This window comes from Duganella kummerowiae (assembly GCF_053572355.1).
In genome coordinates this window covers 68,852-90,366 of sequence record NZ_JBKFEH010000001.1, presented here as the reverse complement: position 1 = coordinate 90,366, position 21,515 = coordinate 68,852, and the positions used below count along the sequence as shown (strand labels likewise).

17 protein-coding genes are annotated in these 21,515 nt (G+C 66.6%); 12 read left to right on the top strand and 5 right to left on the bottom strand.

Annotated features, from left to right (window positions below; genetic code table 11):
- Positions 1–2,247, bottom strand: coding sequence for a PAS domain S-box protein (locus ACLB1G_RS00395; RefSeq protein WP_491625190.1), 2,247 nt, complete (start codon positions 2,245–2,247; stop codon positions 1–3).
- Between the two features lie 176 nt (positions 2,248–2,423).
- Here ACLB1G_RS00395 and ACLB1G_RS00390 point away from each other — a divergent pair, with 176 nt between their 5' ends.
- The 7 genes from ACLB1G_RS00390 to ACLB1G_RS00360 all read left to right on the top strand — a co-directional run bounded on the left by ACLB1G_RS00390 (position 2,424) and on the right by ACLB1G_RS00360 (position 8,751).
- Positions 2,424–3,854, top strand: a complete 1,431-nt coding sequence (locus ACLB1G_RS00390; protein ID WP_491625189.1) for a circularly permuted type 2 ATP-grasp protein — start codon at positions 2,424–2,426, stop codon at positions 3,852–3,854.
- Positions 3,855–3,863: 9 nt separating this feature from the next.
- The gene (locus ACLB1G_RS00385; protein ID WP_491625188.1) at positions 3,864–4,805 is read left to right on the top strand and encodes an alpha-E domain-containing protein; all 942 of its coding nucleotides are present in this window, start codon (positions 3,864–3,866) and stop codon (positions 4,803–4,805) included.
- A 12-nt stretch (positions 4,806–4,817) separates the two neighbouring features.
- Complete coding sequence (locus ACLB1G_RS00380) at positions 4,818–5,627, top strand: transglutaminase family protein (RefSeq protein ID WP_491625187.1); 810 nt, start codon at positions 4,818–4,820, stop codon at positions 5,625–5,627.
- Positions 5,628–5,705: 78 nt separating this feature from the next.
- Entirely contained in the window at positions 5,706–6,581 is an 876-nt protein-coding gene (locus ACLB1G_RS00375; RefSeq protein WP_491625186.1) for a proteasome-type protease, read from the top strand.
- 78 nt (positions 6,582–6,659) lie between these two features.
- A complete protein-coding gene (locus tag ACLB1G_RS00370) occupies positions 6,660–7,046 on the top strand; it encodes an Hpt domain-containing protein (protein ID WP_491625185.1) in 387 nt (128 codons plus the stop codon).
- 311 nt (positions 7,047–7,357) lie between these two features.
- Positions 7,358–7,771 (top strand): hypothetical protein, encoded by a 414-nt coding sequence (locus ACLB1G_RS00365; protein WP_491625184.1) that lies wholly within the window; start codon positions 7,358–7,360, stop codon positions 7,769–7,771.
- A gap of 68 nt (positions 7,772–7,839) precedes the next feature.
- The gene (locus tag ACLB1G_RS00360) at positions 7,840–8,751 is read left to right on the top strand and encodes a LysR family transcriptional regulator (RefSeq protein ID WP_491625183.1); all 912 of its coding nucleotides are present in this window, start codon (positions 7,840–7,842) and stop codon (positions 8,749–8,751) included.
- A 15-nt stretch (positions 8,752–8,766) separates the two neighbouring features.
- On the opposite strand, the gene ACLB1G_RS00355 is transcribed toward ACLB1G_RS00360, so the two are convergent.
- Both ACLB1G_RS00355 and ACLB1G_RS00350 read right to left on the bottom strand, forming a co-directional pair.
- A complete protein-coding gene (locus ACLB1G_RS00355) occupies positions 8,767–9,843 on the bottom strand; it encodes an SDR family oxidoreductase (protein WP_491625182.1) in 1,077 nt (358 codons plus the stop codon).
- Positions 9,843–11,123, bottom strand: coding sequence for a nucleotide sugar dehydrogenase (locus tag ACLB1G_RS00350; RefSeq protein ID WP_491625181.1), 1,281 nt, complete (start codon positions 11,121–11,123; stop codon positions 9,843–9,845). The genes ACLB1G_RS00355 and ACLB1G_RS00350 overlap by 1 nt, the downstream gene beginning before the upstream one ends.
- A gap of 138 nt (positions 11,124–11,261) precedes the next feature.
- On the opposite strand from ACLB1G_RS00350, the gene prsT reads away from it, so the two are divergent.
- Complete coding sequence (gene prsT, locus ACLB1G_RS00345; protein WP_491625180.1) at positions 11,262–14,036, top strand: XrtA/PEP-CTERM system TPR-repeat protein PrsT; 2,775 nt, start codon at positions 11,262–11,264, stop codon at positions 14,034–14,036.
- Positions 14,018–16,159 (top strand): hypothetical protein, encoded by a 2,142-nt coding sequence (locus tag ACLB1G_RS00340; protein ID WP_491625179.1) that lies wholly within the window; start codon positions 14,018–14,020, stop codon positions 16,157–16,159. The genes prsT and ACLB1G_RS00340 overlap by 19 nt, the downstream gene beginning before the upstream one ends.
- Here the strand turns inward: ACLB1G_RS00340 and ACLB1G_RS00335 are convergent.
- Positions 16,096–16,836 carry an N-acyl amino acid synthase FeeM domain-containing protein gene (locus tag ACLB1G_RS00335; protein WP_491625178.1) on the bottom strand — a complete coding sequence of 247 codons (741 nt, stop codon included), beginning with the start codon at positions 16,834–16,836 and terminating at the stop codon, positions 16,096–16,098. The genes ACLB1G_RS00340 and ACLB1G_RS00335 overlap by 64 nt on opposite strands.
- Before the next feature lie 110 nt (positions 16,837–16,946).
- Positions 16,947–17,546, bottom strand: coding sequence for an XrtA/PEP-CTERM system exopolysaccharide export protein (locus ACLB1G_RS00330; protein WP_491625177.1), 600 nt, complete (start codon positions 17,544–17,546; stop codon positions 16,947–16,949).
- Between the two features lie 151 nt (positions 17,547–17,697).
- On the opposite strand from ACLB1G_RS00330, the gene ACLB1G_RS00325 reads away from it, so the two are divergent.
- Genes ACLB1G_RS00325 through ACLB1G_RS00315 form a run of 3 tightly spaced genes read left to right on the top strand, consistent with a single transcriptional unit; the run spans position 17,698 to position 21,507 of the window.
- Positions 17,698–19,224 carry an XrtA system polysaccharide chain length determinant gene (locus ACLB1G_RS00325; protein ID WP_491625176.1) on the top strand — a complete coding sequence of 509 codons (1,527 nt, stop codon included), beginning with the start codon at positions 17,698–17,700 and terminating at the stop codon, positions 19,222–19,224.
- Between the two features lie 17 nt (positions 19,225–19,241).
- Positions 19,242–20,009, top strand: a complete 768-nt coding sequence (locus ACLB1G_RS00320) for an XrtA-associated tyrosine autokinase (RefSeq protein WP_491625175.1) — start codon at positions 19,242–19,244, stop codon at positions 20,007–20,009.
- Positions 19,993–21,507 (top strand): TIGR03016 family PEP-CTERM system-associated outer membrane protein, encoded by a 1,515-nt coding sequence (locus ACLB1G_RS00315; RefSeq protein ID WP_491625174.1) that lies wholly within the window; start codon positions 19,993–19,995, stop codon positions 21,505–21,507. Before ACLB1G_RS00320 ends, ACLB1G_RS00315 begins: the two co-directional genes overlap by 17 nt.
- Positions 21,508–21,515: the final 8 nt, after the last annotated feature.

Genomic DNA, 21,515 nt, shown 5'->3' with positions numbered 1-21,515 from the left:
TCAGCTCCCCGCCAGGGCGCTGTCCAGCGCCTCGTTCAGTGCTGCCACGTCCACCGGTTTGGTCAGGTAGCGGAAGAAACCGGCCGCCAGCCCTTGCTGCACCTCGTGCGGCATGGCGCTGGCGGTCAGGGCGATCACCGGGATGGGCGCCGTTTCAGGATGCTGGCGCAGCCGCTGCATGGCCTCCAGCCCGCTGATGCCCGGCAAATTCATGTCCATCAGGATCACGGCCGGGCGGTGCGCGCGCGCCAGTGCGACCCCGGTCTCGCCATCCACAGCGGAGATCATGCGCAGCTTGTTCTGGAACAGCAGGATTTGCTCGACCAGGCGCAGGTTGGCGGGATTGTCTTCCACGTACAGCAGCAGCGGCCCGTCCGCCACGCCGATGGCGGACGGCGGCGGCTCCTCCGGCGCCGGGTCCGGTTCGCCGCAAAATTCGATCCAGAACCGGCTGCCGATGCCCACCGCGCTCTGGAATCCGATGGCGCCGCCCATCAATTCGACCAGGCGCTTGGTCAGCACCAGGCCGATGCCGGTGCCTTCCTGGGAGGCGCCCTCCTGCCCCAGGCGGTTGAAGGGCTGGAACAGCTGCGCCATCTGGGCCTCGCTCATGCCGACCCCGGTGTCCTGCACCGAGATGCGGACCCGGTCGGCAGCCACCGGCGTGCATTCCACCGCCACCGTGCCGTGCTCGCGGTTGTACTTGATGGCGTTAGACAGCAGGTTGAGCACCACCTGGCGCAGCCGGGTGCGGTCGGCCGTGACGCTCCAGCCCACCTGGCGCGGGAACACCAGGCGGATGCTGCGTGGCTGGCCCAGCGGCTCCATCATGGCGCGCAGCTCGTCCATCAGCGGCCCCAGCGCCACCGCCTCCATCGACAGCGAAATGGCGCCCGATTCCACCTTGGCCAGGTCCAGGGTCTCGTTGATCAGGGTTAGCAGGTGCTGGCCGGCGCTCAGGATGCAGGCGGTGAATTCCTTGCGCTGCGCCGGCGTGATGGGCAGACTGTCGTTGTCCAGCAGCTGGGCAAAGCCGAGGATGGCGTTGAGCGGGGTGCGCAGCTCGTGCGACATACTGGCCAGGAACCGGTCCTTGGCCTGGTTGGCCCGTTCCAGCTCGGCGCTTTTTTCTTGCAGGGCGCGGTCCACCCGCTTGCGTTCCGTGATGTCGCGGATGGCGCTGGAGACCAGCACCTCGCCCTCCACTTCCAGCGGACTGAGGCTGATCTCGACCGGGAACTCGCTACCGTCGCGCCGCAAGCCATGCAGTTCCAGCCCGGCGCCCATGGAACGCGGCCGCGGCTGGCCGATGAAACCGGCGCGGAACGCTGGATGCTGGTGGGTGTAGCGCTCCGGTATCAGCACTTCCACCTTCTTGCCGAGCAACTCCTGACGCGGGTAGCCGAACAGCGACTCGGTCTGGGTATTGACCAGCACGATCTCTCCCTGCCGGTTGACGATGACAATGGCGTCCGGCGCCGATTCCAGCAGGCCGCGGAATTTCTGCTCCGCCTTGCGCCGTTCCGTGATGTCGCGGATGGCGCTCATCACCATGGCGCCTTCCTCGGTCTGCAGCGGGCTGAGGCTGATCTCGACCGGGAACTCGACCTGGTCCTTGCGCAAGCCGTACAGTTCCAGCCCGGCTCCCATGGTACGGCTGCGCGGCTGTTTGAAATAGGTGCTGCGGTGGCCCACATGGGCGTGGCGGAAGCGCTCCGGCAGCAGCACTTCGACCGGTTGGCCGCGCAGCTCGCCGTGCTGGTAGCCGAACAGCCGCTCTGCCTGGCTGTTGGCCAGCACGATGCGGCCGGTGGCATTGGTCATGAGGATGCCGTCCGGGGTCGATTCCAGCAATGCCAAATACCTGGCTTCCACCAGCTTGGCGTCGCGCAGCGCCTTGCGCTCCGTCATGTCGCTGGTGCGCAGCAGGATGTATTCGATCTGGCCGGCCTCGTCGAGGATGGCGCGGCTGGCCACGTCCACATAGACCAGCGAGCCATCCTTGCGCCGGCGCAGGCATTCGTAGCCATGCACCCCCTTGTCGTTGAGCTCGTGCGGGCTGCTGGGATGCAGGCTGGTGGCGTCCGGCAAGTCGATCAGTGCGGCAAGCGCATGCCCCACCGCCTCGCCGGCATGGTATCCGAAAATCTGTGCGGCGCCACGGGTCCAGTGCACCACCACGCCCTGGCGGGTGGTGACCACGACGCCGCCTGGGGTCTGGTCTAGTATCAGCCGGTCGAAATCCATGTGCAAAAACAATGTTTATCGCGCTGGAGCGAGTATGAGCCGCTCCCGGTTGTTGCACAAGTGTATTAACTCGGCGTGGGTGCAAAGCGTTGGCTTTATGCTGGCGCACCGTCGTGGTGCATTTTTCTTGGCACGTTTCTTGATATTCCGTAAATGTAATCAACTCGGGAAACAACATGGCAAAGTTCTTCAATGAAATGACTGCTGATGGCCTGGGACACGAGACCAGCGCCCAGATCCGCGACCACTACCGTGAGTTTTGCCACTGGCTGCAGCGACAGCCCGCCGCCACCATGGAGCGCAAGCGCGCCGAAGCCGACCTGACCTTCCGCCGGGTCGGCATCACCTTTGCCGTCTACGGCGACGACGCCGGCACCGAACGGTTGATACCGTTCGACACCATCCCGCGCATCATTCCGGCGGCTGAATGGCGCAGCATGCAGAAAGGCCTGGCGCAGCGGGTGCAGGCCCTGAACATGTTCATCCACGATATCTACCACGACCAGAACATCATCAAGGCCGGCATCATCCCCGCCGAGCAAATCTACAAGAATGCCCAGTACCGGCCCGAGATGCAGGGCATAAACGTGGCATCCGACATCTACGCCCACATCGCTGGCGTCGATATCGTGCGCGCCGGCCAGGGCGAGTTCTATGTACTGGAGGATAACCTGCGGGTGCCGTCTGGCGTCTCCTACATGCTGGAAGACCGCAAGATGATGATGCGGCTGTTCCCCGAGCTGTTTGCGCGCAACAAGGTGGCGCCGGTCGACCACTATCCCGACCTGCTGCTCGACAACCTGCGCTCGGTGGCGCCCATGGGCGTCAACGATCCCACCGTGGTGGTGATGACGCCCGGCATGTACAACTCGGCCTATTTCGAGCACGCCTTCCTGGCCCAGCAGATGGGCGTGGAACTGGTCGAGGGCAAGGACTTGTTTGTCAATAACAATGCCGTGTACATGCGCACCACCCAGGGTCCCAAGCGGGTGGACGTGATCTACCGCCGCCTGGACGACGATTTCCTCGATCCGCTGGCGTTCCGCCCGGATTCCGCGCTGGGCGTGCCGGGCCTGCTGTCGGTCTACCGCGCCGGCCACGTTACCCTGGCCAACGCCATCGGCACCGGGGTGGCGGACGACAAGTCCATCTACCCCTACGTGCCGGACATGATCAAGTTTTATTTATCGGAGGAGCCGATACTGAACAACGTGCCCACCTACCAGTGCAGGAAGAAGGAAGACCTGGAGTACACCCTGGCCAACCTGCCCGAGCTGGTGGTCAAGGAAGTGCACGGGGCGGGCGGCTACGGCATGCTGGTTGGGCCGGCCTCGACCAGGCAGCAGATCGAGAACTTCCGCCAGCGCCTGCTGGCCAAGCCGGACGGCTACATCGCCCAGCCGACGCTGGCGCTGTCGGCCTGCCCCACCTATGTCGAGAGCGGCATCGCGCCGCGCCACATCGACCTGCGGCCCTTCGTGCTGTCCGGCAAGACCATTTCCATGGTGCCGGGCGGCCTGACCAGGGTCGCCCTGCAGGAAGGCTCGCTGGTGGTCAATTCCTCGCAAGGCGGGGGCACCAAGGATACCTGGATACTGGAAGAATAAGGAGAGACCATGCTCAGCCATACCGCCGACCATCTGTTCTGGATGGCGCGCTACACAGAGCGCGCCGAAAACACCGCCCGCATGCTGGACGTGAACGTGCAGACGTCCATGCTACCGCAATCGGCCGCCGACGCCGCCCAGGGCTGGCGCGCCATGCTCGGCATTTCCGAGCTGCAATGCGCGTTCGACCAGAAATACGCCAGCCTGGAAGCGGCCGCCGTGATCGATTTCATGGTGCGCGACCCCGACAATCCGTCCTCGATCGCGGCCTGCCTGAAGGCGGCGCGCGAGAACGCCCGCGCCGTGCGCGGCGCCCTGACCACGGAAGTGTGGGAAATCCAGAACCAGACCTGGCTGGAACTGCTGGCCCACCTGAAGACGGATTTGCTGGAAAGCGATCCCGCCCGCTTCTTCGAATGGGTCAAGTACCGCTCACACCTGTCGCGCGGGGTCACCCTGGGCACCATGCTGCGCGACGACGCCCTGCACTTCATCCGCCTGGGCACCTTCCTGGAACGAGCCGACAATACGGCCCGCATCCTGGACGTGAAGTTCCACAATCCCAAGGGAGCCGGCGAGGACAGCCAGCGCGATTACTACTACTGGGCGGCGCTGCTGCGCTCCGTGTCCGGCTTCGAGATCTACCGCAAGGTGTACCGCGACGTGATCACCCCGGCCCGTATTGCCGAGCTGCTCATGCTGCGCGGCGACATGCCGCGTTCGCTGCTGGCCTGCATGGACGAGGTGGTGGTCAACCTGCGCGAGGTGCGCAACGACCTGTCGGCCGATACCGAGCGCTTCGCCGGCAAGCTGCATGCCGAGCTCAAGTTCGCCCGCATCGCCGACATCCTGGAGGCCGGCCTGCACGACACGCTGACCCAATTCCTGCAGGATATCTACGAACTGGGCAACCGCGTCAGCCGTGATTTCCTGGTGCCGCTGGCGGCTTGAGGGGGGAACCATATGCAATTGTCTATACGCCACGAAACACGATACAGCTACAGCTCACCCCAGGCCTACACCATACAGCAGCTGCACCTGACCCCGCGCACCGAGCCGCAGCAGCAGGTGCAATCCTGGCAGCTATCCATGCCCGGCCATGTGCATGCCTATACGGACGCCTACCACAACCTGTCGCACATGCTGACCCTGAACACGCCGCACGACGAATTGCTGATCGTGGCGGCCGGCGTGGTGCAGACCAGTTGTCCGCCCGAGGGACGCATACCGCGCGACCATGGCCTGTCGCCGCTGATCTACACGGTGCCGACCCGGCCCACCATGCCGAATCCCGCCATCCTGGAGCTGGCGGCGGCCTGCCTGCCGGACGGGCGCGGGCAGACCCGCGACTTCATGCGCCTGGCCGAGCACATCTTTGGTGCGGTCCGGTATCAAAGCGGTGCAACCGACGCCGGCAGCACCGCCAGCGAAGCCCTGGCCCTGGGCCAGGGCGTGTGCCAGGACCACGCCCACTTGTTCCTGGCCTGCTGCCATGCGCACGGCATTCCGGCCCGCTATGTGTCGGGCTACATGGATCCGGGCGCCGCGGGCCTGGCCGCCAGCCACGCCTGGGTGGACGCCTGGGTCAACGACCACGACTACACCGGCTGGGTCAGCATAGACGTGACCCACGCGCGCCTGATGACGGACGCCTATTGCCGCCTGGCCGTGGGTCGCGATTACGACGCCGCCGCGCCCATACGGGGTGTGCGGCGTGGCGGCGGTACCGAAGCGTTGGCGGTCGAGGTGCAGGTGCAAGTGCTGCAGCAGTGACCCAGGCCAAGAAACTTTCCGGCTCGAAATACGCGGCGTGTAAAATACCGTATATACCTTTTACGTGATATTGCAGAGATGACTTATTGTGTAGGCATGCGCCTGGACGCCGGGCTGGTTTTCTTGTCGGATTCGCGCACCAATGCGGGCGTGGACCAGGTCGGTACCTTCCGCAAGATGAGTGTGTTCGAGATACCGGGTGAGCGCGTCATGGTGATGATGACGGCGGGAAATTTGTCGATTTCCCAGTCGATACGCCAGCTGGTGTCCGAGCACCTGAGCGCGGACGGCAGGAGCATCTGGGACGCGCCCAATATGTACGAGGCAGCCCGTATCCTGGGCGAGGCGGTGCGCACCGTGCATGAGCGCGACGCCAGGGCGCTATCCGAATTCGGCATCGAGTTCAACGTCGGCATCCTGTTCGGCGGCCAGATCAAGGGCGAACGCTGCCGCCTGTTCCAGATTTATTCGGCCGGCAATTTCATCGAATCGCAAAACGAAAACACCTATTTCCAGATTGGCGAAGCCAAGTACGGCAAGCCCATCCTGGATCGCGTGGTCAGTCCGGCCAGCAGTTTGGATGAGGCAGCCAAGTGCGCGCTGATTTCCATGGATTCCACCTTGCGCTCGAACATTTCCGTTGGCTTGCCGCTGGACATGCTGGTGTACGAGGCCGGCAGCCTGGCCGTGACCCGTTTCGTCACCATCGACGAGCGCAACCAGTATTTCCAGATGATACGCAACACCTGGGGCCACCAGCTCAAGCGCGTGTTCGAAGGCCTGGACAACCCGGTGTGGGACGCGGCGCCCGAAGCCACCGGCAACGTGCTGCGCGCCGCCAACGGTACCAGCCAGCCGGTGCGCGTGGCCCCGCCGTCGGAACGGGTGCGCGACGCGGTGGCGGCCCCGCCCCTGCAGACCCTGGCCCAGCAGTTCGGCGCCAGCCAGCAATAGCCATCCAGGCAAACTGGCGCAGCGCGTGCGCCGGAGATAGTATGATGGAATCTTTCTACTCTTGCCACGGAGCTATACATGTCCGAGCCCACCCAAGCCGGCGACGCGGATCAGGTGTTTTCTGTCGATACGCTACTGAAATACATGGGGAATGATGACAAGGCGTACGCGGTGGTCGGGAAGATAGTCCGCGACGCCGCCGCGCCCGGCATGGAGCCGCTGGAACAGGCCGGCGCCGCCATCCGTGAACAGCGCCTGACCGACGCCAGCCGCATCCTCCACAGCCTGCGCGGCTCGGTGGGCAGCCTGGGCGCCAAACGCCTGGTGCAGGCTTCACTGCGTCTGGAGCGGGCCCTGGCGGAGGCAGCACCGGACCAGATTCCCGCCTTCTACGCCATCCTCGAACAGGAATACCGGCTGGTGCTGGACCAGGCAGATGACTGGTTGCGGCAGCACGCGGCTTGATGCCGCAACGCATCAATCCATGGCAGGTTGGTATCGCTTCCATTGCATCTAACGAATGGTTACAACTTTTACAGCGCACCCTGCAGCGCTGTCCGGTGTGATCCACGTCACCGTGCTAATATTCTTGGCAACTGCATAATCGGGGGCGTCTGCGATGCGTGCGCCGCCATTTTCGTGTGGCCAGTAAAGGGGCTTAACGCAAGATTTATTCGGGGAAATCATTTCTTCTTGGATAGTTTTCCCAGAGCCGATATAATGCTGCAGTGCACATACTGCAGCGCACCGTAACGTGAAGCAAGGGTTAGGTATACATGGAATTATTCAACAAGTCTGGCGTATTGCTGTCCGCTGTGCTGGTCGCGGTGGGCTCCCTGATTGCCTGCCAGGCCCAGGAAGACGCGATCCCGACGCCGGAAGTGATTGAAGCCGCCGCCCTGCACATGGGGCCGCAAACCCAGACCGCCGCTGAAGCCCGGCTGCGCGAATGGGCCGAACAAGGTTCCCCGGTGGCGCAGCGCGAACTGGCCCTGCGCTACCTGGCCGTGCCAGCCAAGCGGATCGAGGCACGCCACCTGTTCGAAAGCGCCGCCCGCGCCGGCGATACCCAGGCGGCCCTGGGCCTGGTGAACATGCATGGAGACCCCAGGCCGCTGGACAGCACTGCAGCTATCGCCCCGGTGAGGTTGATCAAAGAAGCCGCCAACAGCAATTTCGCCCTCCATTGATTGCCGGTTCCGGCATCCCTCTCGCTTTTCTATAAAATACATTCATATTTTGTGAATGAGGATGGTCCATGGACCGGCTGCGCGCCCTGGAAGTGTTTGTCGAGGTAGTCAGGCGCGAGGGATTTGCCCGCGCGGCCGAGGCCCTGTCCACCTCCCCCGCCAATGTCACCCGCTACGTCGGCGACCTGGAAGCCCATCTGCAGACCCGATTGCTGAACCGCAGTTCGCGCCGCATGTCGCTGACCGCCAGCGGCGAGGCATTGTATGAACGTGCCAAAAGCATATTGGACGAGGTGGCCGAGGCCGAGGCCATCGTGTCCTCCGCGACCTTGCAGCCGCGTGGTCTGCTGCGCATCAATGCTCCGCTCAGCTTTGGCGTGCTGCATCTCGCATCGCTGTGGCCACGCTTCATGGGGTTGTATCCGGAAGTCGAGCTGGACGTGTCGCTGACCGACCGCGTGGTCGACATCGTCGAGGAAGGCTATGACATGGCCATCCGCATCTCGCGCGCCGGCTCGCAGTCGCACGTGGCGCGCAAGCTTGCCACCTCGCACAATGTACTGTGCGCCTCGCCAGACTATATCGCCAGCCACGGCATGCCGCTGCAGCCGCACGACCTGCGCGCGCACCGCTGCATAGGCTACAGCTACGCCAGCATGGCCAGCGAATGGCAGCTGCTGGACCCGGCCGGCCAGCCGCACATGGTCAAAGTGCACTGCGCCATGCAGACCAATAATGGCGACACGGCGCGCAGCGCTGCCCTGGGCGGCGCCGGCCTGATCTGGCAGCCGACTTTCCTGGTGGGGGCGGATTTGCGCGCCGGCCGCCTGGTACGCGTGCTGCCCGGCTACCAGCTGCCGGAGATGGACGTACTGGCGATATATCCCAGCCGTCGCCACCTGAGCGCCAAGGTGCGGGTGATGATCGATTTCCTGGCCGCCGAGTTCGACGGCGTTCCGCCCTGGGACCGCGCCGGCTGAGGCCGCGCCACCCGCTCATTCAGCAGCGCGGGGGAACTGGCGCTCCATGTGCCAGCGCACCGTGTGGCGCAGCCCGCGCGCCAGGTCGTGGGTGGGCGCGTAGCCCAGCAGGGTCGCGGCCTTGGAAATGTCGGCCTGGGAATGGCGCACGTCGCCGGGGCGGAAGTCACCGTACACGGGATGGAAATCGCGCAGGTGCGGATAGCGTTCCTGCAGCAGCGCATGCAGCTGCAGACACAGGTCGTTCAAGCTGGTGCGGGCGTTGACGGCCACGTTGTAGACCTCGTTGACGGCCCCCGGCCGGGTGCAGGTGGCGGCCAGCAGGTTGGCCTGCACCACATTCGCGACATAGCAGAAGTCGCGGCTGGTCTCGCCGTCGCCATGGATGTACACGCTGCGCTGCTCCATCATGGCCGCAATCCATTGCGGAATCACGGCGGCGTAGGCGCCGTGCGGGTCCTGGCGTGGCCCGTACACATTGAAGTAGCGCAGCCCCATGCTTTCCAGGCCGTAGCAGCGCGCGTACAGGCCGGCATACGATTCGTTGACCGACTTGGTCAGCGCGTAGGGCGACAGTGGCTGGCCGGTATGGTCTTCGCGCTTGGGCAGGCCCGGATGGTCGCCATAGCTGGCGCTGGAGGCGGCGTACACCACGCGCCGCACCCCGGCCGCATGCGCGGCCTGCAGCACCGCCACGTGGCCGGTGATGTTGATGTCGGTGCTGAGCACGGGGTCCTCGATGGAGCGCGCCACCGAGCCCAGCGCCGCCTGGTGCAGCACGTAGTCGGCCTGTTCGCAGGCGGCGCGGCAGGCGGCGCCGTCGCGGATGTCGCCCTCGACCAGGCGGAAGCGGCGCCAGGCAGCCTCCCCTACCCGCTCGCGTACCTGGTCGAGGTTGTCGCGCTGGCCGGTCAGGAAATTGTCCAGTCCGGTAACCTGCTGGCCCAGCTCCAGCAAGGACTCGAGCAGGTGCGAGCCGATGAAACCGGCCACGCCGGTCACGGTCCAGCGGTACTGCTGGCGCAGCAGCCGCTCGCGCACCGCCTGGTAGGCCGATTCGGCCGGGGTGCCGTTGCCATAATCGGCCCGCATCACAGTCTCCAGACCGACAGCCCGCCGGCCCGCAGCTGCTGCTGGTCGAACTGCGACTTGATGTCGATAAAGCAGCCGCCCGGCACCACCTTGTCCTGGTAGTCGCTCAAGGGGCGGACCACCAGCGCGCGGTGCGCCACGGCGCTGACCACGGCCTCCGCGCGCGGTAGCTCATCCCAGGCGCGCAGCGTGATGCCATACTCGTGCAGGGCGTCGGCCGGATCGGCCACCGGATCGTGCACATGTACCTGCAGGCCGTAGGATTGCAGCTCCTGTATCATGTCGGCTACCTTGGAATTGCGCAGGTCGGGGCAGTTCTCCTTGAAGGTCAGTCCGAGCACGTTGACGCTGGAACCCTTGAGCTTGAAGCCGGCCCGCACCATTTGCTTGACGGTTTTCTCGGCCACGAACTTGGCCATGCCGTCATTGATGCGGCGGCCGGCCAGGATCACCTGTGGATGGTAGCCCAGCATTTCCGCCTTGTGCGTCAGATAATAGGGGTCCACCCCTATGCAATGGCCGCCCACCAGGCCGGGCCGGAACGGCAGGAAATTCCACTTGGTACCGGCCGCCTCCAGCACTTCCAGGGTGTCGATGCCGCAGCGGTCGAAGATCACCGAGAGCTCATTCATGAGCGCGATGTTGAGGTCGCGCTGGGTGTTTTCTATCACCTTGGCCGCTTCCGCCACCTTGATGCTGGAGGCACGGTGCACACCGGCCCGCACCACCTCCTCGTACAGCGTGGCCACCTTGTCCAGGGTGGCGCAGTCGTCGCCCGACACTACCTTACGAACGGTGTGCAAGGTGTGCTCGCGGTCGCCGGGATTGATGCGCTCGGGCGAGAAGCCGACGTGGAAATCGCGGCGCCAGCGCAGCCCTGAATAGCGCTCCAGCAGCGGAATGCAGATTTCCTCGGTGGCGCCGGGATACACGGTGGATTCGTAGATGACCACCGCGCCCGCCTTCATGTGGCGGCCGACTGCCTCGCTGGCGCCAGCCAGGGCGCTGAAATCGGGATTGTGGGCGCTGTCCACCGGAGTCGGCACCGCCACCACGATGTAGTCGGCGGCGGCCAGCGCGGCCGGATCGCTGCCCACGCGCAAGTGGCGCGCGGCGGCGAACTCGTCCGGACGGACCTCGCCGCAGGGATCGACGCCCAGGCGGTAGCTGGCCACCTTGCGCTCAGACTGGTCCAATCCTATTGTCGGGCGGCGCTTGCCGAAGGCCACCGCCAGCGGTAAGCCTACATATCCCAGTCCTACCACGGCTACTGTGTCCATGATCCTACCTCGTCGTTTGTGGGCGTGATGAGATGCCGATTCTACGGAGCGCAAACGGCCCTTCTTTGCGGCGCCTCAACAAGGCCGGCGGTTGTTCTTCCTACCCTGATTACTGTACCGACACCAGGGGAGCCAGACATGCCGGATCCAATCAAGCAGACCATGCGCCGCACCGCGCTGCTGGCCACGCTGCTGTTGGCCACGCTGCTGGCCGCCTGCCAGCCGTGGCGCGGCGACAGCGAACTGCTGGCCGCCGCGCGCGGATATTACGCCAGGGGCGAGGCGCAGGCCGCCATCATCGAGCTCAAGAACCTGCTGCAGCGCAGCCAGGGCCATGCCGATGCGCGTCTGTTGCTTGGCGCCATATACGTGGACAGCGGCGATCTGCAGTCGGCGGAAAAGGAGTTCCGGCGCGCCGCCACCCTAGGCCAGCAGCAGCGCGCCCTGCTGGAGGGATTGGGCTACGCCCTGCTGATGCAGGGCCACCCTCAGCAGCTGCTGGACGAGCTGCCGGTCGCGGGCTGCTGCCTGCAGCCCGGCCTGGACGTGTTGCGCGGCCTGGCCTGGCTGCAACTGAACCGGCCCGGCCAGGCGCGCGCCGTCTTCGACGCCGTGCTGGCCGCCGCGCCGCACCACCCCGGCGCCCTGCTGGGCCAGGCCAGGCTGGCGCTGGCCGGGCAGGAGGTGGAGCGCGCCCTGGCGCTGGCCGGGCAAGCCATTACCGCCGACCATACCTTTGCGGAAGCCTGGCGGTTCCAGGCCGACCTGCTGCGCCAGCAGGGCCGCTTCCCTGAAGCGCTGGCGGCCCACGCCATGGTGCTCAAGCTCAAGCCATCCCAGTTGCTGGCGCGCATAGACCTGGCCAACCTGCACATCGAGATGCGCGCATTTGCCCTGGCCCGCAAGGTGCTGGCAGAGGCGCGCCGCATCTCGGCCAATAGCGTGCTGCTGCTGTACACCCAGGCCTTGCTGGACTTTGGCGAAGGCAGGCTCAAGCCTGCGCGCGAGCAACTGCAACTGGTGCTGCGCGCCGCCCCGGAGCATCTTCCTGCCCACCTGTTGATGGGCGCCGTGCAGCAGGGGCTGGGCGCGCCGCAGGAGGCCGGGCAGCACCTGCGGCTATTCCTGGACGCCCATCCCGGCAACCCCTATGCCAGCAAGCTGCTGGCCGGCGGCCTGCTCAAGCAGGGTGAGGCGGCGCAGGCCCTGGCCGTGCTGGGGCCTCTGCTGCCATCCGGCCGCGAAGACGCGCAGATGATGGCGCTGGCCGGAGAAATCCACATGCGGCTCAAGCACTACGAGCAAGCCAACGAATATTTCCAGGCCGCCAGCACGCTGGCGCCCGGCAAGGCCATGTACCACGCGGCGCTGGGCATGAGCCGCATCGCCATGGGTGACGACGGCCGCGCCGTGGAGCAGCTGGAGCAGGCAGCCGCGCTGGACGCTGGTTCCACCCGCGCCGGCGTGCTGCTGGCCCTGACGCGCATGCGCAGCGGCCAGTATGACCAGGCGCTGGCGGCCATCGCCCGCATGCAGGCACAGCAGCCGGACAACCCGCTTTTGCACAACCTCCGGGGCGGTGTGCTGCTGATGAAGCGCGACGTGGCCGGAGCCCGTGCGGCCTTCGAGCGTGCCGTGGCCGCCGCACCGGGCTACCTGCCGGCACTCGACAACCTGACCGAACTGGATCTTGCCGAACACCAGCCGGAACGGTCCCGCCAGCGCCTGGAGGCTGCCCTGGCCAAGGACAAGAACAATACCGCCTTGATGACCGCCCTGTCGCGGCTGGCGCTGAACATGGGGCAGCCGGCGGCGGCCCGTGACTGGCTGGAGCGCGCCGCACGCGACAATCCTGACGCGCCCGAGCCATCCATGCGGCTGGCGAACTTCTACGGGCGGGTGGGCGAACACGAAAAAGCGCTGCTGCTGGCGCACAAGCTGCAGGCGGCCGATCCCGCCAGCACCGATGCGCTAGCCTTGCTGGCCGGCCTGCAGCTGCAGGCCGGCCAGCCGCGCGAGGCGCTGGACAGCTACCGCAAGCTGGAACTGCTGCAGCCGCGTACAGCCGAACTGCAGATGCGGATCGCCGGCGCCAGGCAGGCTGCGCGCGATCCCGCCGGCGCCCTGCAGGCGGTGAAGAAAGCCCTGCTGCTGCAGCCGTTGCTGCCGCAGGCCCAGCTGGCCCTGGTACAGCTGCTGGTGCAGCGCCGCCAGCACGGCGATGCCCTGCTGGCGGCGCGCAAGTTCCAGCAGCTGCGGCCGGACGGCGCGCTGGGCTACCGGCTGGAGGCCGACGTGCTGGCGGCCCAGGGCCGGCACGATGCCGCGCTGGCCCTGTACCGCAAGGCCCATGGCCTGCACGCTAGCGCGGACACGCTGCTCCCGCTGCAGCGTGGCTTGCGCGCGGCGGGCCGCCGCGGCGAGGGGGACAGCCTGGTGCAAGCCTGGCTGACTGCCCATCCTGCCGACCAGGAGAGCCGCGCCAGCTACGCCGCCCAGCTGCTGGCGGACGGCAGAGAGGACGAGAGCGTGCGCCAATACGAGCTGGTGCTGGCGCGCGATCCCTCGCACGCCGCCGCCCTCAACGACCTGGCCTGGCTGTACCACCGCAAGCAGGACCCGCGCGCGCTGGCGCTGGCAGAGCGGGCCGGCCTGCTGGCGGGCGGCCACCCGGCCGTGCTGGACACCCTGGGCTGGCTGCTGCTGGAACAAGGCAAGGTGGCGCGCGCCCTGCCGCTGCTGCAAAAGGCGGCCGGTCTGGCGCCGGCCGCGCCCGACATCCAGTTCCACCTGGGCGTCGGCCTGGCCAAGAACGGCCAGCGGGCCGACGCCCGCCGCCAGCTCGCGCCGCTTCTGACGGCCAAGCACTATGCCCATCACGATGAAGTGCAGGCATGGCTGGCCAGGCTGTAGCGGCTTGGCGCCTGGCAGCCCTGGCCTGGGCCGCGGTGCTGACCGCTGCCTTGTGCGTGTATCCCTGGCGCGAGCACGGCTTATGGCTGGTGCTCGCGGCATACGGCGCGGCCGTGCTGTGGCGCCCTTGGTTGTGGCTGCCACTGCTGCTGGCCTTGCTGCCAGTGCTGGACCTGGCGCCGCTGACCGGCTGGTTCTTCCTGGAGGAGCTGGACTTGCTGCTGTTGGTGGCGGCCACCTGCGGCTACGCCCGCATTGCCGGGCTGGCGCCGGCGCCGGCGGTGCTGCCGCCGGCCTACCGCGTGGCGCTGGGCTTGCTTTTAGCGCTCTGCCTGGGAGGCACGGCGCGGGTGCTGCTGCCCTGGCCGCACCCCGGCATTAACAGCTACAACAATTACCTCAGTCCCATGAATGCGTTACGGGTCGGCAAGCCTTGGCTATGGCTGCTGATCCTGCTGCCGCTGCTGCGGCGCACCCTGGCCCGGGATGGCGATGTGCGGCGCCTGCTGCTGCCCGGCATGCTGGCCGGCTTGTTCCTGGTGTGCTGCGCGGCCATCGCGGAACGCATGCTGTTTCCCGGCATGACCAATTTCTCTGCCGACTACCGTATCAGCGCTCCTTTCTCGGCCATGCACACGGGCGGCGCGGCACTCGATGGCTATCTGGCGCTCAGCTTGCCGCTACTGGCACTGCCATGGTACCGGACCGTATCATGGCACTGGCCGGCTGGTGCCTCTCCCCGGAGCCCCGCCATGCAGGTGGCAACGGCCCCGCCAGGCGGATCAGACGGGACATCCATGCCAGTCGTGCCCGCAGCGCCGGGCATGCTGGCCTGCGCCGTTTGGCTGGGCTTGATGATGATGGCGCTCTACACCGCACTGGCGACGTTCTCGCGCGGCCTGTATGCGGGGCTGGCGGTCGCGGCCATGATGCAGCTGGCCGCAGCGCAGCGGCCTCATGGCCATTGGCGGCATCGGCGGCGCGCGCAACCGGCTCAGGCCGGCTGCTTTGCGCTGGCCTTGCTGGTGCTGTACCAGGCGCACGGTGCGGCCGGCTACCGGGCCCTGGCGCTCGCGCTGTCGCTGATGCTGGCGCTCCTCCTATTGCTTGTCCACAAGCGCAGCTTGCATGGCGCCGCCGCGCGGGCCTGGGGCATCGCCCTGCTGTGCGGCGCCGTCGTGATGCCGGTGGCTTCCAGCGACTACGCCGGCGTGCGCATGGGTAGCATCGGACACGATCTGCAGGAGCGGCTGCGCCATTGGCGCACCGTGCTGGCCCTGATGGATGGGAATTGGCTGGGCATGGGCATGGGCCGCTTCCCTGCGCTCTATTACTGGAATAATCCGCTGCGCGAGCAGCCCGCCGCCTATCAGTACCAGGACGGCCCCGGCGGCAGGCGGAGTCTGCTGCTGCTGGGCGGCGACTACCAGGCCGGCTATGGTGAATTGCTGCGCATGCTGCAGCGGGTCGAGGCCCAGCCTTATACCGGCTATCTGCTGCGTCTGGAATTGCATAACGAGGGCCCGCCAGCCTTCCTGCGCCCCGGCTTGTGTGAGCGACAGCTGCTGTATCCGCAGAACTGCCAGCGCCTGCCCATGGTGTCGCTACCGGCCGGGGCCGGCTGGAGCCAGAGGTCGCTGGCATTTGCCACCGGTCCCCTGACGCACGGCGCGCCCGTGTGGCTGGAGCTGGCCGCCGAGGGCCAACGGGCCCGAGTCGCCATAGCCGAAGTCAGCCTGGTGGAAAGGGACAGTGGCCGCGAACTGCTGCGCAACGGCGATTTCAGCCGCGTGCAGGACCATTGGTTCTTCAGCAGCGACCACCACCACCTGCCCTGGCACATCAAGAACCTGCCGTTGAACGTGTACTTCGAGACCGGCCTGCCCGGACTGCTGGGCCTGTTGTTCCTGGTCTGGACGGCCTGGGCCGGGCTGCAGGGCCGTGCCGATGCCGCACCCTGGCAGGCAGGGCTGGCCGCCTTCCTGTGCGTGGGCATGTTTGACAGCCTGATCGACGTGCCGCGCATCACCCTGCTGTTTCTGTTGTTGCTGACGGCGTCTCAATTGCGGCCCTGCATCAGCCGCGACGTAATACCGGGCTCGTCATTGTCAGCAAAAAAGTAGGGGTAGAACGAGCGCTCCTCGGCCGGCTGCTCCATCAGGCCGCCAAACTTGCGGATCTGCTGGCCCATGTAGCCGAGTTCCAGGCGCAGCAGGACCGCCGGCGCCCCCACCCGGCTGCACTGGCGCTGTCCGCCAAAGTCCTGGAAGCCCAGCATGCGCTTGTAGAACATCACGTGGCGCGGATTGACCTCGATCACATAGTCGGTGTAGCCGTGGATGTTGTGCGCATAGATGTAGGAAATATGGATGAGCGCGGCAAACACACGCTTGGACACGCCTTTGTCGATCGCCAGCCGTGACGGTTCACACAGCCGGCGTCCCTGCCCGCGCAGCTGGTCCAGCCGGTCGCGAAAATTTTCGTCGGCCGGCAAGCCGTCCTGCTGGCCGTCCATGCACAGGGTCATGGTGCCTACCGTGCTGCCGCCAGTTTCCGCAAACAGGGTGATGCGGTTCATGGGGTGGGGCGCGGCCGCGTCCACCGCGTAGCCGCGCCAGCTGTACATCTTGCGCAGCAGCAGGCTGGCCGCCTCGCGTCGGCCTGCGGAATTGGCCATGCGGATGAAGAAGGTCTGGCGGTCGATTTCGTGTTCCAGGGTGGCGGGCGCGCCCTCCCCCAGCACGAGGTCGCGCAGCGCTGGGGCCGCTTCGAAGGAAATGATGGCGTCGTCGGTATGCACGGTAGTATCCTTTCAGGTCCACGGCCCCAGCCGTATGGCGCAAACGGGGCTCATGCTCATCTGACCTTCCGTGCAAGATAAAAGTTCCGTGCGAATAGCAAGAATCTGTGTCAGAACCAGCTTTCGGGTATCACCAGCACATCGCCGGGCAGCACCGCCACGTTGGCCGAGATGTCGCCGTCGCGCAGCAAGTCCTGCAGGCGCACGCGCAGCGCGCGGCGTTCGCCGTCCACCGTGCGTACGATGGTGGCCTTGTTTCCTGCCGCAAAGTCGGTGACGCCGCCAACGGCGATCAGCACATCCATCAGCGACATGCCCTGGCGGTAAGACAGTGCCTGCGGCCGCGCGGCCTGGCCGATGACGCGGATCTGCTGTTCGTACTGGCCCACAAAGCTGGTCACGATCACGGTCACCAGCGGCTGCTGTATGTATTTCGCCAGGGCCAGCTCGAGGTCGCGCGCCAGCGCGGTCGGGGTCTTGCCGGCCGCCTGCAAGTCTTCCACCAGCGGGGCGCTGATCCTGCCGTCGGGCCGCACCGGCACGCTCAGCGACACATCGGCGTTGCGCCACACATTGATGCTGATGACATCGCCGGCCGCGATGCGGTAGTCGGCCTGCGGCGGCGCCGCCACCTCGCCCGCCGGCGGCAGGCGCTGGGCGCAGCCGCCGGCCAGGATGGCCGCCAGCGCGGCCGTGCAAATACGTTTCATGATGCCTCCCCTTTACTGGACCGGATTCCATGATTCAGAAAAGCAGCATGGGCTTGCTTGATCTGGCTCAAGCAGCAGGCAGGTTCAGCAAAATGGCAAAATCACCCGCCCTATAATTTGAACTCCCTCACGCCCATCCAGGGAGTATTCCATGCAGGACATCGTCAGCCAGCTATTGGCCAGCTTGCAGGGCATCTGGAAGTACCGCTGGCAAGCGCTGGCCGTGGCCTGGCTGGTAGCAGTGGCGGGCTGGGCCAAGGTCGCCAGCCTGCCGGACGACTACCAGGCCATGGCGCGCGTGTTTGTCGACACCCAAAGCATACTCAAGCCGTTGATGTCCGGCATGACCACCCTGCCCAACGTGGAACAGCAGGTCTCCATCATGAGCCGCACCCTGCTCAGCCGCCCCAATGTCGAGCGCGTGACGCGCATGGTGGACCTGGACCTGAAGGCGCGCAGCGCGCGCGAACGCCAGGAGCAGCTGGACGAGCTGATGAGCAAGATCAAGATCGCCGGCACCGGCAGCTACGACATCTACACCATCACCTACAACCACAGCAACCCGCGTCTGGCACGCGACGTGGTGCAATCGCTGCTGACCATCTTTGTCGAGGGCAGCTTCAAGGACAAGAAGGGCGACAGCCAGAAAGCCGTGCAATTCATCGAGGACCAGATCAATTCCTACGAGGAAAAACTGGTCGCAGCCGAGAACACTGTCAAGGACTTCAAGCTGCGCCACAACGGCGTGCTGCCGCGCCAGGGCCTGGAATACGGCGCCCAGCTGCAGATGTCGGCGGATGCCCTGGCCGCGGCGCAGCTGGAATTGCTGGAGGCGGAGCAGGCGCGCAAGGCCATCCAGGGCCAGATCAGCGGCGACGAACCGGTGCTGGACGCCGCCCTGGCGCCATCGGCCGGCGGCGATCCCGAGCTGGAGGCGCGTATCACGGCCTTGAACAAAAGCCTGGATACGCTGCGCCTGCAATACACGGAGCTGCATCCGGACATCGTCGCGGCCAGGCGCCTGCTGGCCCAGCTGGAGCAGCGCAGGGAAGAGCTCGCCAAGCGCCAGCCCGCTGGCGATCCCGGCAGGAACTACAGCCCCATGCTGCAACAGCTCAAGGTGGCCGCGACCGAGGCCGACGCCAAGGTGGCCGCGATCCGCGCCCGGGTGCGGGAATACGGAGCCCGCCACGCCCGCCTGCAGGCGCAGAGCAACGCCGTGCCGGAAGTCGAATCGCAGCTGGCCCAACTGAACCGCGATTACCAGGTCAACAAGGACAACTATGAAAAGCTGATCGCGCGGCGCGAGGCGGCCCGTATGTCGGGCGACCTCAGTTCGACCACCGAGATGATGACGTTTAAGATCATCGATCCGCCCGCCGTGCCCGCCACCCCGGCCGGGCCGCGCCGCGCCCTGCTCTACAGCGTGGTGCTGGCCGGGGCGCTGCTGGCCGGCGCCGCGGCGGCCCTGGTGGCCAGCCAAATCCGTCCCACCTTCCTCACCCTGGCCGACCTGCGCAGCGCGACCGGCCTGCCGGTGCTGGGCACGGTGTCCATGAACTGGACCGACGCCGAGCGCCGCAAGCGCCGGCGGGCACAGTACTGGTTCGGCGCCGCCCTGTCCTGCCTGGTCCTGGGCTATGGCGGAGTGATGGCCGCCGCCTGGCTCTCTTACTAGCTAACCTGGAGCGCGACATGGAACAGCAGGCCCTGCAATCCCTGGTGCACGGCGCCGCCAGCCGGCGCCAGATCGACATCGACCTGGCCCGCCTGGCACAGCTGGGCATGGTCACCAGGGATGCCGGCCGCACCCCGGTGGCCGAGGATTTCCGCATCATCAAGCGGCCGTTGCTGCGCCTGGCGCGCGGCGCAAAAGGAGAGGCGCCACTACGGCACGGCAACCTGATCGTCGTCACCAGCGCCCTGCCGGGCGAGGGCAAGACCTATTGCGCCGTCAACCTGGCCATGAGCATCGCCATGGAAATGGATATCACGGTGCTGCTGGTGGACGCCGATGTGGCGCGCCCCTCCGTCTTGAAAGTGCTGGGCTTGCCGCCACTGCCGGGACTGATGGACGTGCTGCTGCAGCGCGAGCTGGACCTGGCCGACGTCATCCTCAAGACCAATATCGCCCAGCTCAGCGTGCTGCCATCCGGGCGGGCCCACCGCAACGCCACCGAGCTGCTGGCCAGCGGCGGCATGAGCCGGCTCCTGGACGAGATCGCCGAGCGCTATGCCGACCGCATCGTCATCTTCGATTCGCCGCCGCTGCTGATGACCACCGAGGCTGGCGTGCTGGCGGCCCAGATGGGCCAGATCGTCATGGTGGTGGAGGCCGGCACCACCACCCAGCACGCGGTGCGCGAAGCGCTGCGCCACATCGAGCACAACACCCACATCAACCTGATTTACAACAAGACCCGTACCTTCCCCGGCGGCGAATACTATGGCTATTACGATTAGCAGCCCGGCCGGCGGCCGCTGGATGGCGCTGGCGGCGCTGCTGCTGCCTGCCGCCACGCGCGCCGCCGACTGGAGCGTAGCGCCCAGCGTGCGGCTACGCGAGAGTTACACGGACAACGCCGACCTGGCCGCGTCGGCGCAGGCCCATGGCGAAGTCATCACGGAGCTGACGCCGGCCCTGCTGGTGAGCGCGGCCGGCCGCTCCTACCGGCTGAGTCTGGACTACGCGCTGCAGGCCCTGCATTACAGCCGCCGCGCAAGCCAGCTGCGCCAGCAGCTGGAAGCCGGCGGCCACGGCGTGCTGGCGCCAACCCTGCTATACCTCGATGCACGCGCCAGCATCAGCCAGCAGTACGTGTCGGCTTTCGGCCCGCAAGCCGACACGGCCCTGGCCGGCGGCAACAGCCGCACCGTGCGCAGCCTCAGCGTCAGCCCCTATCTCCACCGCGAGCTGCGCGGCCTGGCCGGTATCGAGCTGCGCTATGGCTACAGCCAGGTCAGCAGCGGCAAGCTGCTCGACGCCCACACCCGCGAGGCCAGCCTGCGCATCACTGGCGAGCGCGCCGGCTGGGACTGGAGCCTGCGCGCCAGCCGCCAGGACATCCAGGATAGCGCAATGGCGCCGGTGCTGCGCACCGACGCCGGCCTGGGCCTCGGCCACGCGCTGGGCCGATCGCTGTCGGTCCACGTGTCCGGCGGCTACGAAAAGAGCGACTACCAGGCCACTGGAGTGCAGCCGCAGGGCCGCTACTGGTCGGCTGGCATGCGCTGGGCGCCCTCGTCCCACACCAGCGTGGACGCCAGCCTGGGACGACGCTATTTCGGCAACACAGGCAGCCTGGACGCCCACTGGCAGCTGCGCCGGCTATACCTGGCGCTGGGCTACCACGAGGACATCAGCACCAGCCAGGCCCAGTTCCTGAGCGTGCCGCCCAGTGGACTCAGCGACTTTTTGTACCAGCTGTGGCAGCCCCGCATACCCGATCCGGTGCAGCGCGGCCAGGCCGTGCGCCTGTTCCTGGCCCTGTCCCAGTTGCTGGGCGCCAGCGGCAACGTCAATTATTTCAGCCACCGCTATTTCCTGCAAAAGCAGGCCCAGGCCTCGGCCCTGTACGCCGGCGCCCGCAGCACCGTGACCTTGGGCTGGTCCGGCACCGCGCGCACGGCCCAAACCAGCAGCGCCGTGGACAGCATCATCCTCAGCGGGCCGGAATCGCTGGAACTGCAGGACCGGACCCGCCAGAGCGCGGTCCAGCTGGGCTGGAACTGGCGCCTGTCGCCGCGCAGCGAACTGAACCTGGCAGCCAGCCGGGCCCTTGTCCAGTCGCTCACCACGGCCAGGGAGGACCGCAACAGCGTGATCGTGGCCGGACTCAGCCACCAGCTACGGCCCGGCCTGCGCGCCAGCCTCGACCTGCGCCACAACCGCCACCGCAGCAACACCGGCGACCACTACCGCGAGAACGGCGTCAGCGCCGCCGTCACCGCCCAATTCTGACCGGAGCC